The following is a 16054-nucleotide window of genomic DNA, read 5'->3' as shown; positions in this document are numbered from 1 at the left end:
AAAAGCGCTACAATGTCAAATATAGTTTATATTTAGAAATCCCCTTTAGGAGGGGCGCCCATGGAAGAGTCGTTGACCCATCAGGCTACACTGTACACCACCTCGGCGGACTATGTCTATTCTACTCTGCGCAGGGAGATAATAACCAAGCGGATAACCTCCGGGACCCGTCTGCCCGAGGTGGCCATAGCCAGTAGGCTCAAGGTGAGCAGGACACCGGTGAGGGAGGCGTTGCGTCGCCTGGCCAGCGAGGGTTTGGTGCTCATAATTCCCAACAGCGGGGCCCGGGTGGCGTCCCCCAGCCGGAAGGAGATGGAGGACGCCTACGTGGTCAGGGAGGAGCTGGAGTGTCTGGCCATCCGGCTTGCCTGTCCCCGGGTGACGGACCGGCACATGAGGCGTCTTGAGGAGTGCATCCTGGAGGAGGAGCGGGCCTTCGAGGAGCGGAACCTGGAGAGGTACCTGGAGGTGAACGAGGCGTTTCACCGGATAATCACCGATGCGGCGGGGAACCGGGTGCTGAAGGAGTACGTGGAGAACATCTTGGCCAGGACCAACGTCTACATAGTCTTCTACGATCCCTTCTACATAGTGGAGAGCAACCCCAGCGTGGGGGAGCACCGGTCCATAATCGAGGCCCTGAAGGCCCGGGACGAGGAGCTGGCGGTGGAGAGGATGAGGAACCACATCCGCCTGTCCAAGGGGAGCCTCTTCTCCGGGGAGACGGGGGGGAGATAGTTAAAAGTTAAAAAGGCCACGTTGCGCGACCCGCCGGGGATAACTAAAATGACCCGGTGGGTCAAATCTTTTTGGAGAAGGGGAATGATCGGGTTGTCTTCCATACCGTCGTTCGATCTAAAGAGGAACTATCAGCGGGTGAAGTGGGAGGTCCTCCGGGCGCTGGAGGGGGTCCTGGAGGGTCAGCACTTCATCCTTGGACCGGAGGTGAAGGCCTTCGAGGGGGAGTTCGCCTCGTACCTTGGGGTGGATCACGCCATAGGGTGCGCCTCCGGCAGCGACGCGTTGCTTTTGGCGTTGATGGCCATCGGGGTTGGCCCCGGGGACGAGGTTATAACCACCCCGTTTACCTTCTTCGCCAGCACCAGCTGCATATCCCGTCTGGGTGCCCGGGCGGTCTACGTGGACGTGGAGCCCGACACCTACAACATGAGGATGGACATGGTGATGGACGCGGTCACCGACAAGACCAAGGCGGTGCTCCCGGTGCACATCTTCGGCCAGATGTGCCCCCTGGAGCAGATCCGAGGCCCCCTGAAGGAGCGGGGCATAAGCCTGATCGAGGACTGCGCCCAGTCCTTCGGGGCGGTGAGGCGGGTTGACGGGGAGCTGCTCCGGGGAGGGGCGGTGGGGGACATATCCTGCTTCTCCTTCTTCCCCACCAAGAACCTGGGGTGCTACGGGGACGGGGGCCTGGTGGCCACCGGTGACGAGGGGCTGGCGGGCAGGCTCAGGTCCCTTCGGGTCCACGGCTCCACCTCCACCTACTTCCACGACGAGGTGGGGCTCAACAGCCGGCTGGACGAGATCCAGGCGGCGATCCTTCGGGTTAGGCTGAGGCACGCGGAGGAGTGGAACGAGGAGCGGCGGGCCATAGCGGAGAGGTACCGGATGCTCTTCGCCGCCAAGGACCTGCTGGAGTGGGTCACCCCGCCGGTGGAGGCGGAGGGGAACCGGCACGTGTTCCACCAGTACGTGGTGAGGGCCAAGGACCGGGACGCCCTCCAGTCCTTCCTGGCGGAGCGGGGGATCACCACCCGGGTCTACTATCCCCTGTCGTTGCACCTGCAGCCCTGCTTCCGCTACCTGGGCTACAAGGAGGGGGACTTCCCGGTGAGCGAGATGCTGACCCGGGAGGTGCTGGCGTTGCCCATGTTCCCGGAGCTCACCCCGGAGGAGCAGGAGGCGGTGGTGGCCGCCATGGCGGATTTCTACCGCCGCTGATCCTGACCAATCTTGCTCTTTTGGCTAAGATAGGCTACACTACCGAGGAGGGGATCGCCCCTCCTCGTGTATCATGGCGTCCTGGAGGGGAAGGCCCGTGTGAATAGATCGAGGAGGTGACTTACGGTGTTCTATCCCATGTTCGATCCCACGTTCTTGATACTGATCCCCGCCGTTGCGTTGGGGATGTGGGCCCAGATGCGGGTGCAGTCCACCTACGCCCGCTACTCCGCCGTTTGGGCCCGGAAGGGGGTCACCGCGGAGATGGTGGCGGAGCGGTTGCTGTCCATGTTCGGCCTCAGGGTGCCGGTGGAGCGGGTGCCCGGGAACCTGTCGGACCATTACGATCCCAGGTCGAAGGTGCTCCGGCTCTCGGACAGCGTGTGGGGCAACTACAGCATAGCCGCCATAGGCGTGGCGGCCCACGAGGTGGGTCATGCGGTGCAGGACCTGGAGGGGTACTCCCCCCTCAGGATCAGGAACTCCATAGTTCCGGTGGTGAACATAGGGTCCATGGCGGCGTTGCCCCTGTTCTTCATCGGGTTCCTCTTCAGGTCCGGGGTGATGATGGACCTGGGGATCCTGTTCTTCCTTGGGGTGGTTGGGTTCCATCTGGTTACGTTGCCGGTGGAGTTCGACGCCTCCCGCCGGGCGTTGCGGCTCCTGGCGGACACCGGGTACCTGGCGCCGGACGAGATAAGGGGGGCCAAGGCGGTGCTGGACGCGGCGGCGTGGACCTACGTGGCCGCCACGGTGATGGCCCTGTCCCAGCTCTTTAGGCTGTTCCTTCTGCGGGGGGTCATCGGGGGACGGGACGATTAGGCCCCTTTGGGGAAGTTGGGTTATCATTAGGCTCGTGGGGTTCGCTCCCCGCGGGCCTGTTTTTTGGTCCGGACTTTGACATGGGTGAGGTTCAACATATGGGGGTCTGACCCCCGTGGAGGAGATGGGAACGTGCGGGTGTTGATATCGTGAGGGGAATAGAGGCTTCCTTGCGGGTTTGGAAGGAGGTGGCCAAGGGGGCGTTCGCCTCCGAGGCCCTGAGGATCGTTTCGGAGGGCATGTCCCCCGAGGACCGGCGGTTGGCGTCCCTGCTGGTCTACGGGGCGTTGAGGCGCCGGAGCCTTTGGCGGAATATGGTGGAGAGGCGGCTCAAAAGGCCCTTCAAGGAGTTGAAGCCGGTGACCCGGGATGGGCTGATCATAGGAGCCGCGGCGCTGATGGAGCTTCGCAACTTCCGCCCGGGCCCCCTCTACGGGGGGCTGAGCCAGTGTCTGAAGGCGGAGGGGGCGGAGGACCAGGTGCCCATCCTGGTGGCGGTGCTCAAGCGGATCGAGCGGGAGGGGGCCCAGTTCCTGGAGAGGCTGTCCAGGAGCTCGGACATGAGGGACCTGGCGCTCTACCATGGGCTGCCCGCCTGGGCGGCGAACCTGTTCAGGGACCAGATGGGGACCCAGCGGGCCCGGGAGCTGGTGCGCCTTTTGGGTATGCGGCGGTATACGTCGTTCTTCGTGGATCCCTCCCGCCGGGCCAGCGCTCTGGAGGCCATGGGGCGCGGCGGGATCCGATCCTGGGAGGGGGGGCTGGATTGCTCCATCCGCACCTGCTCCTACGGCTTCCCGCCGGAGGTGCCGGGCTACGGTGACGGGACGCTGACCCCCATGTCCGAGTCCTCCATGTGGATCGTGAAGTGGGCCTCCGCCCTGTGGAGGGGCGGACCGGTGCTGGACATGTGCTCCGGCCGTGGACTCAAGGGGGCGGCGCTACTCACGCTGCTTAAGGACGTGGAGTTGGAGTGCTGGGACAAGTCCTTTGGCAGGACCCGGGCGGCCCAGGGGGACCTGGAGAGGAGGTCCCTTGGGGGCCGTGGGGTGGTGAGGTGCGGCGATGCGCTGGAGCTGGAGCCCCTATCGGAGCCCTCGCTGGTGATGCTGGACGCCCCCTGCAGCGGCAGCGGCACCTGGGGGAGGCACCCGGAGGGAAAGTGGCGGGTTGCCCCGGAGGACCTGGAGGCTCTCTCGTCCCTGCAGGTGAGGCTCCTGGAGCGGGCCTGCGGGCTGATTCCCAAGGGTGGCCGGGTCATATACTCCACCTGCAGCCTCTTCCGGGAGGAGAACGAGCGGGTGGTGGGGGATGTTCTCTCCCGGAACCCCCAGGTGGTGGAGGAGCCTATAGGGGCGGAGGGCAGGCTTTTCGTGCGGGGTCGTCCTTTCGGCACCTACATATGGCCCGGGCTGCCCTGGGTGGACGGGTTCTACTGTGCGGTTCTCTACCGGCGAGGATAGCGGAGGGGTGTTCATGGGCCGTTTCTTCAAGTTAGGGGTGGTTCTGTCCCTTTTGGTGATAGTGGGCTCCGCCTACATGGCGTTGAAGCTGGTGTTCTTCGAGCGGCCGGAGGTCCAGGTGCCGTCGCTGATAGGCCTTCAGGTGACCGATGCGGTGGCCAGGCTGAAGGAGCTTGGCATGCTGGCCAAGGTTGACGAGGTGGACTCCTCCCAGCCTCAGGGGGTGGTGATCTCCCAGTGGCCGGACCCGGGGGAGTCGGTGGAGCGGGGCAAGGTGGTGATCCTCAAGGCCAGCCGTGGGGGCCGGGTGGTTCCCGTGCCGGACGTGAGGGGCCTGGAGATGGGGGAGGCGGTGAAGCGTCTCTCGGAGCTGGGGCTGTCGGTGTCGGAGGTGCTCAAGGTTAAGGACCCGGTGACCCCCGCGGGGAAGGTGATAGCCCAGAACCCCTCGGCGCCGGCCAACGTGCCCACCACCGCGTCGGTGAGCCTCCTGGTGAGCCATGGGAGGGACGGGGAGGACCTGGTGGAGATCCCGGACCTGGTGGGCCAGCCGGTGGACCAGGCGATGCTGATGCTTTCCCAGATGGGGTTGAAGGCGGCGGTGGCGGCCCGGGTCAAGACCCAGGCGTTCCCGGAAGGGGTGGTGGTGTCCCACGCTCCCCGGGTGGGGGCCAAGGTGCCGCCGGGCAGCAGCGTGTCCCTTAGGGTCTCCGCCCAGGGTAGCGGCGGGGGGCAGGTCCAGGAGCCGGGGGTGGTCGAGGTCCCCGCCGGGACCGATAACCAGAAGGAGGTTCCCAAGGAGGCCCCCAAGGAGTCTCCCAAGCCTCCGGTGGCCCCCAGGGCGCCGGAGCAGGTGGTGAAGCCCGAGCCCACGAGGCCCGAGGCCTCCAGGCCCTCCGGTCCGGTCAAGTTGGCCAAGATCCGCTACCAGGTCCCCCCCCTGACCCAGGGGATGCTCCTCAAGATCGAGCTGGTGGACCAGGAGGGGTCCCGGGTGATCAAGGAGGCCCAGGTGAAGGGCGGGGAGTACATATCCGTGGACGCCCCCTTCAAGGGGGAGGCCCGGGTGGCCATATATCTCGGAGGGGAGTTCGTATGGCAAGATCGGTATCAGTAGACCAGGTGAGGGCCCTGGGCAGGTCGTTGCTTGCCCCGTCGCTCCTCTCCGCGGACATGATGGACGTGGGGGGCTCGGTGGAGTCCCTCCGGGGGGCCTTCGACTGGCTCCATGTGGACGTGATGGACGGTCACTTCGTCCCCAACCTGACCTTCGGGCCCGGGTTCGTCAGGGCCCTGAGGGGCCGGTTCCCCCACGCCTTCCTGGACGTGCACCTGATGGTGGAGGAGCCGGACCGGATGGTGTCGGACTTCGCCTCCGCCGGGGCGGACCTTCTGTGCGTGCACGTGGAGGCCGCCCGGCACCTGCACCGGCTCATCGGGTCCATGAGGGACCTGGGGGTCATGGCGGGGGTGTCGCTGAACCCCGCCACCCCGGTGGAGTGGGTCTACCCGGTGTTGCATATGGTGGACCTGGTGCTGGTCATGTCGGTCAACCCAGGCTTCGGGGGGCAGAGGTTCATCCCGGAGACGCTGGAGAAGACCGTGGCCCTGGCTAGGTATCGGGAGGCGAGGGGGCTTGGGTTCCTCATCGAGATGGACGGGGGCCTCGGGGAGGAGAACTGCGCGGAGGTCTGCCGGGCGGGGTGCGACGTGGTGGTGGCGGGCAGTGCGGTCTTTGGCCAGGCGGACCCTCACCGGGCGGCCACGGGTATCCTATCCAAGCTGGGGAGATGATGAAGGTTGAACAGCGTTCCTGACGGAGACCAGGTTAGGCGGGAGAGCTTGGCGTCCCTTGGGGGGGCGCTGAGGGCAATGAGGGAGGGCCAGGGGCTCTCCCTGGAGGACGTGGAGAGGGACACCAAGATACGGCGGGCCTTCCTGGAGGCCATCGAGTCCGGGGAGGTCCAGCGGATCCCCGGGATGGCCTACGCCCGGGGCTTCGTCAGAAACTACTGCGAGTACCTTAAGGCGCCGGACCTGTGGCCCAGGTTCGACGAGTTGCTCCGGGGGGACCAGGATGAGGTGCTGGGCAGCTACGCGCCTCCCAGGACCGCCTTCCGCCGGTCGTCCCGGTGGTGGCTGTACGCCGTCCTGGTGGGGGCGGTGGCCTTCGCCTCCTACCTGCTCTTCCAGCAGTGGCAGGACTTCAAGGCCCGGATGATGGAGTCGGTGATAACCAAGCCGGCGGAGCCCACCCTGGAGGGCCCCCAGGATCAGGCCCAGGTCCCCGCATCGGAGGACCTGGTGGTGGAGGTCTCGCCGGACCAGCCGGGACAGGGGGCCGTGTCCGGTGCGGTCAGCGGTGAGCCGGTGTCCGGGGAGGCATCCATGGACCTGTCCTGGATGGATGGGGGGGCCCCCAAGGAGCCCAAGGAGGCGGAGGAGCGGCGGGGCGCCCCGGGGGTGACGGTCCGGGCCATTGGGGTCTGTTGGGTCAAGGTGACGGACCTGGCGAACAACGCGGTGGTCTTCCAGGGGACGCTTAAGGATGGCCAGGAGATGTCCTTCGAGTCCCCGAAGGGGCTTAGGGTCAGGCTTGGCAACGCGGGCTCCGCGTCGCTCAAGACATCGAGTGCGGAGCTGTCCCCCGCGGGGCCCAAGGGGATACCCAGGACGTACTACGTGTTGCCCGACGGCACCATAGGCACCAAGCGGCCCCGCTGAGGGGTCCTGGGTTTTCCGCGTATCGAAGGGGTGTAAGGTGGATAAGAAGGTCTACGTGCTGAGTTTGGGGTGCGCCAAGAACCGGGTTGACGGGGAGCGTTTCCTGGGGGTGGCGCTGGAGCGGGGTTACGTGCAGGTTCACGAGCCCCAGGGGGCGGATCTCTGCATAATCAACACCTGCGGGTTCCTGATGAGCGCCGTGAAGGAGAACCTGGACGCCATCCTGGAGGCGGAGGAGCTGAGGCGTCGGGGGCTCATCGGGTCCCTGGCGGTGGTCGGGTGTCTGGTGAACCGCTACGAGGAGGAGCTGAGGCGGGAGCTCCAGGTGGACTTCCTGGGCCGGACCGAGTGCTACCGGGAGCTGGGGGAGTTTCTGGGGGGAGCGTCGGAGGGTCCCCGGCGTCCCCTGGGCGGATCCGAGGTGGTCCGGTACCTGAAGGTGGCGGAGGGGTGCTCGAACCGTTGCGCCTACTGTGCCATCCCCCTCATAAGGGGGGATCTTCGGAGCCTTCCGGTGGCTCATCTGGTCCGGGAGGCGGAGCTGCTGCTTGAGCAGGGTGCCCGGGAGATATGCCTGGTGGCCCAGGACCTGACCCGTTACGGGGAGGACCTGGGGACGGACCTGATGGAGCTTCTGGACCAGATGGAGGCCACGGTGCGGGGACACGGGGTGCTGCGCTTGCTGTACCTGCATCCAACCAGGGTGACCCGGGAGCTGGTCGAGCGGGTGGCCTCCTCGGACGTGGTGGCCAGCTACCTGGACGTGCCGGTCCAGCACGCCTCCGACCGGGTGCTGGCCTCCATGGGTCGTGCCATGGGGTATGAGGATGCGGTGCGTCCCTTCCTGGAGGCCCGGCAGGTGGACCCCCTCTTCGCCATGAGGACCACCCTGATGGTGGGTTACCCTGGGGAGGGGCGGGAGGACTTCGATGCGCTGATCCGGTTCCTGGAGGAGGCCCGTCCCGACCGGGTGGGGGCCTTCGTCTTCTCCCCCGAGGAGGGGACCCAGGCGTTTCAGCTTCCCCGCCGGGTGTCCGGCAGGACCGCCCGGAGCAGGCTGGACCGGCTGATGGCCAGGGCGGCGGAGGTTTCGCTGGACCGTCAGAGGCTCATGGAGGGCCGGGAGGTGCGGGTGCTTCTGGAGGCGGTGGAGGACGGACAATGGGTTGGCCGGTCCTACCGGGAGGCGCCGGAGGTGGACGGTTCGATCCTGATCCCGGAGGGAGAAGGCCTTCGGGTGGGGGGCTTCTACCGGGTCCTGCTGGAGGAGGCGCTGGAGCACGATTTCATCGGAAGGGTCACGGGGGTGGAGGATCTTTGAGGGACAGGGAGGCTTTCATGACGTGGTACGGGATGGTGGCCACCTTCTTCGGCTTTGGCAACTCCCGGTGGGCTCCTGGGACCGTGGGGGCCGTGGGGGCCTTCGTTTTGGTGTTGCTGATGGGTGGGGTCCCAACCTGGGCGCTGGTGGGGGTCATATCGCTGGGGACCGCGGCGGCGCACCGCTACTCCAGACGGGTCCGGGTGGAGGACCCGCCGGAGGTGGTGGTGGACGAGGTGGCGGGCTATTGGGTGGCCCAGTACGGCCTCCCCATGGAGATGGCCTTAGGCACCCTGTTGCTCTTTCGGATCGTGGACATCTTGAAGCCCTTCCCCATCCGGCGGTTCGAGGCCCTGCCCGGCGGGGTGGGGATCATGGCGGACGACCTGGTGGGGGGCATCATGGTGAACCTCATCGTGAGGCTCGCCCAGTTCATGCTCTTCAAGGGGGGCCTGGCGGCCCTATATGCCTTCTTCTCCTGAGGGGGTGTGGATTTGAGCCACTGGGACCGTATCGTGGCCCTGGGGGGGGAGTTGCTGGGGGTCCTTAGGGGCCGGGGTCTGACGCTGGCGGTGGCGGAGTCCTGCACCGGTGGGCTTTTGTCCGCCTCGATCACCGCCAACGGGGGCTCCTCGGACTCGTTCCTGGGGGGTGTGGTGGCCTACGCCAACCAGGCCAAGGAGGCCCTTCTGGGGGTTTCGCCCGGGACCCTGGTGGAGTTCGGGGCGGTGAGCGGGGAGTGCGCACTGGAGATGGCCCTGGGTTGTGCCCGGGCCTTCGGCGCCCGGTGTTCCGTCTCCGTCACCGGCGTGGCGGGACCCACGGGGGGCAGCGTCGCCAAGCCGGTGGGGACCGTCTGGTTCTGCTTTGCGGTGGACGGTGATGCCCGGTGTGAGGTGATGAGGTTCCAGGGGGACCGGCGTCAGGTGCAGATGGCGTCGGTGGAGCACGCCCTTAAGGGGCTGATGGAGGCGCTGTCGTGAGGTGCTTCGCCTGTCTGGTCCCTCCCATGGGGGTCCGGTGCCTGGTCTCCTCCCGGTTGGAGCCCTTCCGGAGGGCCTTCCGGTCCGTCAAGTGGGTCCGGGAGGAGCTGATGCACGTTACGCTCCTCTTCCTTGGGGAGGTCCCAAGGTCCGAGGCGGAGTCCTTTGGGCACCGGTTGAGGGACGTGGCGGACTCGTACCCCCCGATTAACCTGTCCCTTGGCGGGATGGGGGCCTTCCCCTCCGTCAGGTCCCCTAGGGCCATCTGGGTGGGTCTTGGGGGGGAGCTGGACGTGCTGTCCAGCTTTGCGGAGCGGGTGGCCCGGTGCGCCCCGGGCGGCGGTGGGGAGAGGTTCGTGCCCCACATGACGGTGGGGCGGGTGAGGGATGGGGAGGCGCTCGGGGAGGCCTTGGATGAGGCGGGCCTCTGGGAGGTCTCCTTCGAGGGGGACAAGGTGTGTGCCTTCTCGGTCTGCGAGGTGGTGCTCATGGAGAGCCACCTTGGTCCCGGGGGGCCCAGGTACGTGCCGTTTAGGCGTTACCCCCTTGTGGGTCTCAGGTTCGGGGGTTGTTGATGGATATCTATTCGGGGAGGTATGAGGGATGGCCAAGCGCAGGGAGGCCCTGACCAGGGAGGACGTGTTGGAGCAGGCCATAGACGAGATAAGGTCCAAGTTCGGCGAAGGGGCCATAATGAGGCTCGGGGACCGGGCGCTGGGGCAGGTGGAGGTGATCCCCACCGGGATCCTTCCTTTGGACGTGGCGCTGGGGATAGGTGGTCTGCCCCGGGGGCGGATAGTGGAGATATTCGGTCCCGAGGGGACGGGGAAGACCACCATAGCCCTTCATGCGGTGGCGGAGGCCCAGAAGGCGGGGGGAGTGGCGGCCTTCATAGATGCGGAGCACGCGCTGGATCCCCGGCTGGCCTCCGCGCTGGGGGTGGACATAGAGTCCCTCTACCTTTCGCAGCCGGACAGCGGGGAGCAGGCGCTCTACATACTGGACACCCTGGTCCGTAGCGGTGCGGTGGACATAATAGTGGTGGACTCGGTGGCGGCGTTGACCCCCCAGGCGGAGATAGATGGCAAGATGGGGGAGGGGAGCCAGGTGGGTCTTCAGGCCCGGCTCATGTCCTACGCGTTGAGGCGTCTCACCGCCGCCATATCGAAGAGCAAGACCACGGTGGTGTTCATCAACCAGCTCAGGGCCCAGATAAGCACCGGTTACGGCCAGGGTCCCCAGGAGACCACCACGGGCGGTAGGGCCCTCAAGTTCTACAGTTCGGTGCGGGTGGAGGTGAAGCGGGGCAAGGCGGTGAGCCAGGGGGAGGAGACCATAGGTCACGAGCTGTGGATGAAGGTGGTGAAGAACAAGCAGGCGCCCCCCTTCAGGTCCGCCCACGCCACCCTCATATACGGCAAGGGTGTTCCCAGGGCCATGGCGGTGTTGGACATGGCGCTGGACTACGAGGTGGTGAAGCGGAAGGGGTCCTGGCTGGCGTACAAGGGGGAGACCCTGGCGCAGGGCAAGGAGGGGACCGCCCAACACCTGATGGAGCATCCGGAGTTGATGGAGGAGATAACCCAGGAGGTGTTGAAGCTGGTGGTGCCGGGCCTTGGGGATCCGGCCCAGGGGGCCGATAAGGAAGAGGAGTCGGGCCCCATGGGGATGATGGAGGTCCCCGTTGAGGGCTCCGAGGGAATTTTGGACATCGAAATCGGGGGAGATGACGTCTAATATAAGCCCCTAGGTTAACATAAAACTGTAACCGAATCGTCGGGAAAGCTTTAGTAGATTTTAAGCTGACAGACGGCCCCAGGGTATAAACTATTTGTCTGTGTTGACTCTCGGGGCTTTCTGGGGTACACTACGCCTTGTCCCGCGGGGGCGGCGGTTGAGCGGTTCTTGCGGGGGTACCATGACAGGTTTATAAGGGGAGACTGCCACTAGGTTTAGGGCTTAGTGGGCATGGCGGGCTCTTTTGAGTTTAGGAATTGCTAGGAGAGTTTGATCCTGGCTCAGGACGAACGCTGGCGGCGTGCTTAACACATGCAAGTCGGACGGTTAGTAGGTGAAAGCTTGCTGGATCCTACTGATAGTGGCGGACGGGTGAGTAACACGTGAGAACCTGACCCAAGCAGGGGGACAACTGCTGGAAACGGCAGCTAATACCCCATAGGCGGGAGACCGTTAAAGGAGCGATCCGGCTTGGGAGGGGCTCGCGGCCTATCAGCTAGTAGGTGTGGTAATGGCGCACCTAGGCGATGACGGGTAGCCGGCCTGAGAGGGTGTACGGCCACACTGGAACTGAGATACGGTCCAGACTCCTACGGGAGGCAGCAGTGGGGAATATTGGGCAATGGGGGCAACCCTGACCCAGCGACGCCGCGTGGGGGAAGAAGTCCTTCGGGATGTAAACCTCTGTTGTGTGGGAAGAAGGATGTGACGGTACCACACGAGGAAGCCCCGGCAAACTACGTGCCAGCAGCCGCGGTAATACGTAGGGGGCGAGCGTTGTCCGGAATTACTGGGCGTAAAGAGCGCGTAGGCGGCTGGATAAGTCGGCTGTGAAAGACGTGGGCTCAACTCACGGATTGCGGTTGATACTGTCTGGCTAGAGTGCGGGAGAGGGAAGTGGAATTCCCGGTGTAGCGGTGAAATGCGTAGATATCGGGAGGAACACCAGTGGCGAAGGCGGCTTCCTGGACCGCTACTGACGCTCAAGCGCGAAAGCTGGGGGAGCGAACGGGATTAGATACCCCGGTAGTCCCAGCTGTAAACGATGGATGCTAGGTGTGGGGGTCGTATGGCCTCCGTGCCGGAGTTAACGCGATAAGCATCCCGCCTGGGGAGTACGGCCGCAAGGCTGAAACTCAAAGGAATTGACGGGGGCCCGCACAAGCGGTGGAGCACGTGGTTTAATTCGATGCAAACCGAAGCACCTCACCTGGGTTTGACATGTAGGTGGTAGGGAGATGAAAGTTGAACGACCCTGGGGTAACTCAGGGAGCCTACACAGGTGCTGCATGGCTGTCGTCAGCTCGTGTCGTGAGATGTTGGGTTAAGTCCCGCAACGAGCGCAACCCCTATTGCCAGTTGCTAACGGGAGAGCCGAGGACTCTGGCGAGACTGCCGTCGACAAGGCGGAGGAAGGTGGGGACGACGTCAAGTCATCATGGCCTTTATGCCCAGGGCGACACACGTGCTACAATGGCCGGCACAGAGGGGAGCGAGACCGCGAGGTGGAGCGAATCCCAGAAAGCCGGTCCCAGTTCGGATTGCAGTCTGCAACTCGACTGCATGAAGCCGGAATCGCTAGTAATCGCGGATCAGCCAAGCCGCGGTGAATACGTTCCCGGGCCTTGTACACACCGCCCGTCACACCACCCGAGTTGGGTGTACCCGAAGTCACCGGCCTAACCTGCGAGGGGGGGAGGTGCCTAAGGTATGCTTGGTAAGGGGGGTGAAGTCGTAACAAGGTAGCCGTACCGGAAGGTGCGGCTGGATCACCTCCTTTCTAAGGAGAAAGTTTACGAGGGTTCGTCTTTGGTCTCCCCTGGCCTGTTTTGGACATGCACAATGACAGAGTCCTCTTTTGGGGTTATATGAGGAAGATGGGGTTAAGGTATTAAGGGCACGCGGGGGATGCCTAGGCGCCAGATGCCGATGAAGGACGTAGCAAGCTGCGAAAAGCCACGGGGAGGCGCAAGCGGCCGTTGATCCGTGGATTTCCGAATGGGGCAACCTGCCGGGAGTAGTTCCGGCGCCCTTTATGGGGCGGGCACTCGGCGAAGTGAAACATCTCAGTAGCCGAAGGTAGGAGAAATCGAAGAGATTCCCTGAGTAGTGGTGAGCGAAAGGGGAGTAGCCTAAACACTGTGCGTGTAAGCGTGCGGGCGTTGCGCGCGGTGGGTAGAGGGACAGGCTGGGGGCGGGCCGCATCTCGTCCGGTCAGTGAGAAAGGCTCATTGTAGCGGAACCGTGTTGGGAAAGCGGGCCGCAGAGGGTGATAGCCCCGTACGCGAAACGATGAGCTCTGGCTAAGCCTGATCCCGAGTAGGGCGGAGCACGTGGAATTCCGTCTGAATCAGGGCCGACCACGGTCTAAGGCTAAATACGTCTGGCGACCGATAGTGTATCAGTACCGAGAGGGAAAGGTGAAAAGCACCCCTGGCGGGGAGTGAAATAGACCTGAAACCGCGTGCTTACAAGCAATCGGAGCCGCGCGAGCGGTGACGGTGTGCCTCTTGGAAAATGAGCCGTCGAGTTATGGTGTGTGGCGAGGTTAAGGGCTGTTAGGTCTGTAGCCGCAGGGAAACCGAGTCTGAATAGGGCGCTAGTCGCATGCCATAGACCCGAAGCCGTACGATCTATCCATGTCCAGGTTGAAGTCCGGGTGACACCGGATGGAGGACCGAACCAGGGCCTGTTGAAAAAGGCTTGGATGAGGTGTGGATAGGAGTGAAAAGCTAATCGAGTACGGTGATAGCTGGTTCTCCCCGAAATGCATTGAGGTGCAGCCTCGACGTGGAGGTGTGACGGGGGTAGAGCTACTGGATGGGTGAGGGGGCCGATGGGTCTACCGAGCTCAACCAAACTCCGAATACCGTTACACGCAGTTGGGAGTGAGACTACGGGTGAGAAGATCCGTGGTCGAGAGGGAAAGAGCCCAGACATCCGGCTAAGGTCCCGAAGCCTGCGCTAAGTGTTACAAGGATGTGGGGGTGCTGAGACAGCCAGGAGGTTGGCTTAGAAGCAGCCATCCTTGAAAGAGTGCGTAACAGCTCACTGGTCGAGCGCTCCTGCGCCGAAAATGTGGGGGGCTAAGCGCGGCACCGAAGCCGATGCATGTGTGGTTATGCCGCACATGGGTAGGGGAGCGTTCCGTATGGGGCGAAGTCAGGTTGTGAAGTCTGGTGGACCGTACGGAAGTGAGAATGACGGCATGAGTAGCGTTAGGCAGGTGTAAACCCTGCCCGCCGGAAGCCCAAGGATTCCTGGGGAAGGTCAGTCCGCCCAGGGTTAGGCGGGACCTAAGCCGAGGCCGAGAGGCGTAGGTGATGGACAGCCGGTAGACAATCCGGCCCCGCTGGTGCGCGTTATTACCGATGGGGTGACGCAGGAGGCTATGTGCGCCGGGTGATGGAAGTCCCGGTCTAAGGATGTAGGGTGTCAGGTAGGTAAATCCGCCTGGCGTGAGCCTGAGATCTGATGGGGACTGCGGTTATACGCGGGAAGGCACAGATGCCAAGCTGCCGAGAAAAGCCTCTAGGGAGTGTTACCAGCGCCCGTACTGTAAACCGACACAGGTGGGCAAGCTGAGAAGGCAAAGGTGAACGGGAGAACCCTCGTTAAGGAACTTTGCAAGTTGACCCCGTAACTTCGGGAGAAGGGGTGCCCTGTGGCGTGAATCTGGAAGCGGAGTAAGCGCTGTGGGGTCGCAGAAACCAGGCTCAGGCGACTGTTTAATTAAAACACAGGACTCTGCTGAAGGCGCAAGCCGAGGTATAGGGTCTGACACCTGCCCGGTGCTGGAAGGTTAAGGGGAGGGGTTAGCCGTCAGGCGAAGCTCTGAACCGAAGCCCCAGTAAACGGCGGCCGTAACTATAACGGTCCTAAGGTAGCGAAATTCCTTGTCGGGTAAGTTCCGACCTGCACGAATGGTGTAACGATCTGAGCGCTGTCTCGACGAGGGACCCGGCGAAATTGTGGTACTGGTAAAGACGCCAGTTACCCGTGGTGGGACGGAAAGACCCCGTGGAGCTTTACTGTAGCCTGATATTGGGTCTTGGCAATCTCTGTACAGGATAGGTGGGAGGCGTAGAAGTCATGCCGCCAGGTGTGATGGAGCCGTCGTTGGGATACCACCCTTAGGTTGCTGGGGTTCTAACCGCTAGAGCTGAACCGCTAAGCGGGACACTGTCAGGTGGGCAGTTTGACTGGGGCGGTCGCCTCCTAAAGAGTAACGGAGGCGCGCGAAGGTCACCTCATCGCGAATGGAAATCGCGAGTTGAGCGCAAGGGTATAAGGTGGCTTAACTGTGAGAGCGACAGTTCGAGCAGAGACGAAAGTCGGTCCTAGTGATCCGGTGGTACCGAGTGGAAGGGCCATCGCTCATCGGATAAAAGCTACCCCGGGGATAACAGGCTGATCTCCCCCGAGAGTTCCCATCGACGGGGAGGTTTGGCACCTCGATGTCGGCTCGTCGCATCCTGGGGCTGGAGAAGGTCCCAAGGGTTGGTCTGTTCGCCCATTAAAGCGGTACGTGAGCTGGGTTTAGAACGTCGTGAGACAGTTCGGTCCCTATCCACCACGGGCGTAGGGGATTTGAGGGGATCTGCTCCTAGTACGAGAGGACCGGAGTGGACGAACCGCTGGTGTACCGGTTGTGGCGCCAGCTGCATAAGCCGGGTAGCCATGTTCGGATCGGATAACCGCTGAAGGCATCTAAGCGGGAAACCGGCCCCGAGATGAGATCCCCCACTGGGCAACCAGGTAAGGCATCCTGCAGATGACAGGATAGATAGGCCGGAGGTGTAAGCGGTGCGAGCCGTTGAGCTGACCGGTACTAATATGCCGAGGCCTTAACCCCATCTTCCTCATGTAACCCAATTAGGGGAACATCCAGATTTCCGGTGGCCATAGCGGAGGGGAAACACCCGGATCCATGCCGAACCCGGCAGTTAAGCCCTCCAGCGCCGATGGTACTGCGGGGGGTACCCGTGGGAGAGTAGGTCGCCGCCGGTCCTTATTGTAGCGGTGGGACTGAGAACACATCT

General features: G+C 63.7%; 12 protein-coding genes and 3 rRNA genes. All 15 read left to right on the top strand.

From position 1 onward, the window contains the following. Positions 1 to 60: 60 nt before the first annotated feature. The 15 genes from TACI_RS08655 (at position 61) to rrf (ending at position 16022) form a co-directional block, all read left to right on the top strand. Positions 61 to 738 carry a GntR family transcriptional regulator gene (locus TACI_RS08655; protein WP_012870392.1) on the top strand — a complete coding sequence of 226 codons (678 nt, stop codon included), beginning with the start codon at positions 61 to 63 and terminating at the stop codon, positions 736 to 738. Between the two features lie 84 nt (positions 739 to 822). Next, the gene (locus TACI_RS08650) at positions 823 to 1962 is read left to right on the top strand and encodes a DegT/DnrJ/EryC1/StrS family aminotransferase (RefSeq protein WP_012870391.1); all 1140 of its coding nucleotides are present in this window, start codon (positions 823 to 825) and stop codon (positions 1960 to 1962) included. A 126-nt stretch (positions 1963 to 2088) separates the two neighbouring features. Further along, positions 2089 to 2784, top strand: a complete 696-nt coding sequence (locus tag TACI_RS08645; protein ID WP_012870390.1) for a zinc metallopeptidase — start codon at positions 2089 to 2091, stop codon at positions 2782 to 2784. 170 nt (positions 2785 to 2954) lie between these two features. Continuing rightward, positions 2955 to 4247, top strand: coding sequence for an RsmB/NOP family class I SAM-dependent RNA methyltransferase (locus TACI_RS08640; protein ID WP_012870389.1), 1293 nt, complete (start codon positions 2955 to 2957; stop codon positions 4245 to 4247). A 13-nt stretch (positions 4248 to 4260) separates the two neighbouring features. Further along, positions 4261 to 5364 (top strand): PASTA domain-containing protein, encoded by a 1104-nt coding sequence (locus tag TACI_RS08635; RefSeq protein ID WP_012870388.1) that lies wholly within the window; start codon positions 4261 to 4263, stop codon positions 5362 to 5364. Next, on the top strand, positions 5343 to 6041 hold the full coding sequence (gene rpe, locus TACI_RS08630; RefSeq protein ID WP_012870387.1) for a ribulose-phosphate 3-epimerase: 699 nt from the start codon (positions 5343 to 5345) through the stop codon (positions 6039 to 6041). The genes TACI_RS08635 and rpe overlap by 22 nt, the downstream gene beginning before the upstream one ends. A 6-nt stretch (positions 6042 to 6047) precedes the next feature. After that, a complete protein-coding gene (locus TACI_RS08625; protein WP_164925249.1) occupies positions 6048 to 6971 on the top strand; it encodes a helix-turn-helix domain-containing protein in 924 nt (307 codons plus the stop codon). A 37-nt stretch (positions 6972 to 7008) separates the two neighbouring features. Next, positions 7009 to 8292 (top strand): MiaB/RimO family radical SAM methylthiotransferase, encoded by a 1284-nt coding sequence (locus TACI_RS08620; RefSeq protein WP_012870385.1) that lies wholly within the window; start codon positions 7009 to 7011, stop codon positions 8290 to 8292. 17 nt (positions 8293 to 8309) lie between these two features. Then, positions 8310 to 8774, top strand: coding sequence for a phosphatidylglycerophosphatase A family protein (locus TACI_RS08615; protein WP_242601105.1), 465 nt, complete (start codon positions 8310 to 8312; stop codon positions 8772 to 8774). A 12-nt stretch (positions 8775 to 8786) separates the two neighbouring features. Beyond that, positions 8787 to 9275, top strand: coding sequence for a CinA family protein (locus tag TACI_RS08610; RefSeq protein WP_012870383.1), 489 nt, complete (start codon positions 8787 to 8789; stop codon positions 9273 to 9275). Then, positions 9272 to 9850 carry an RNA 2',3'-cyclic phosphodiesterase gene (gene thpR / locus TACI_RS08605; RefSeq protein ID WP_012870382.1) on the top strand — a complete coding sequence of 193 codons (579 nt, stop codon included), beginning with the start codon at positions 9272 to 9274 and terminating at the stop codon, positions 9848 to 9850. The genes TACI_RS08610 and thpR overlap by 4 nt, the downstream gene beginning before the upstream one ends. A gap of 28 nt (positions 9851 to 9878) precedes the next feature. After that, positions 9879 to 11012, top strand: a complete 1134-nt coding sequence (gene recA, locus TACI_RS08600) for a recombinase RecA (protein ID WP_012870381.1) — start codon at positions 9879 to 9881, stop codon at positions 11010 to 11012. A gap of 258 nt (positions 11013 to 11270) precedes the next feature. Further along, positions 11271 to 12792: ribosomal RNA gene (locus TACI_RS08595) — 16S ribosomal RNA — on the top strand. Positions 12793 to 12893: 101 nt separating this feature from the next. Then, positions 12894 to 15867 (top strand): 23S ribosomal RNA (locus tag TACI_RS08590). A gap of 39 nt (positions 15868 to 15906) precedes the next feature. After that, positions 15907 to 16022 (top strand): 5S ribosomal RNA (rrf, locus tag TACI_RS08585). The 16S, 23S and 5S rRNA genes sit together here, the layout of an rRNA operon. Positions 16023 to 16054: the final 32 nt, after the last annotated feature.

Origin of the sequence: Thermanaerovibrio acidaminovorans DSM 6589, assembly GCF_000024905.1 — a bacterium.
Taxonomy (GTDB): Bacteria; Synergistota; Synergistia; order Synergistales; family Synergistaceae; genus Thermanaerovibrio; species Thermanaerovibrio acidaminovorans.
Note: the sequence above shows the minus strand (reverse complement) of the source record. Positions and strands in the feature narration are given on the sequence as shown.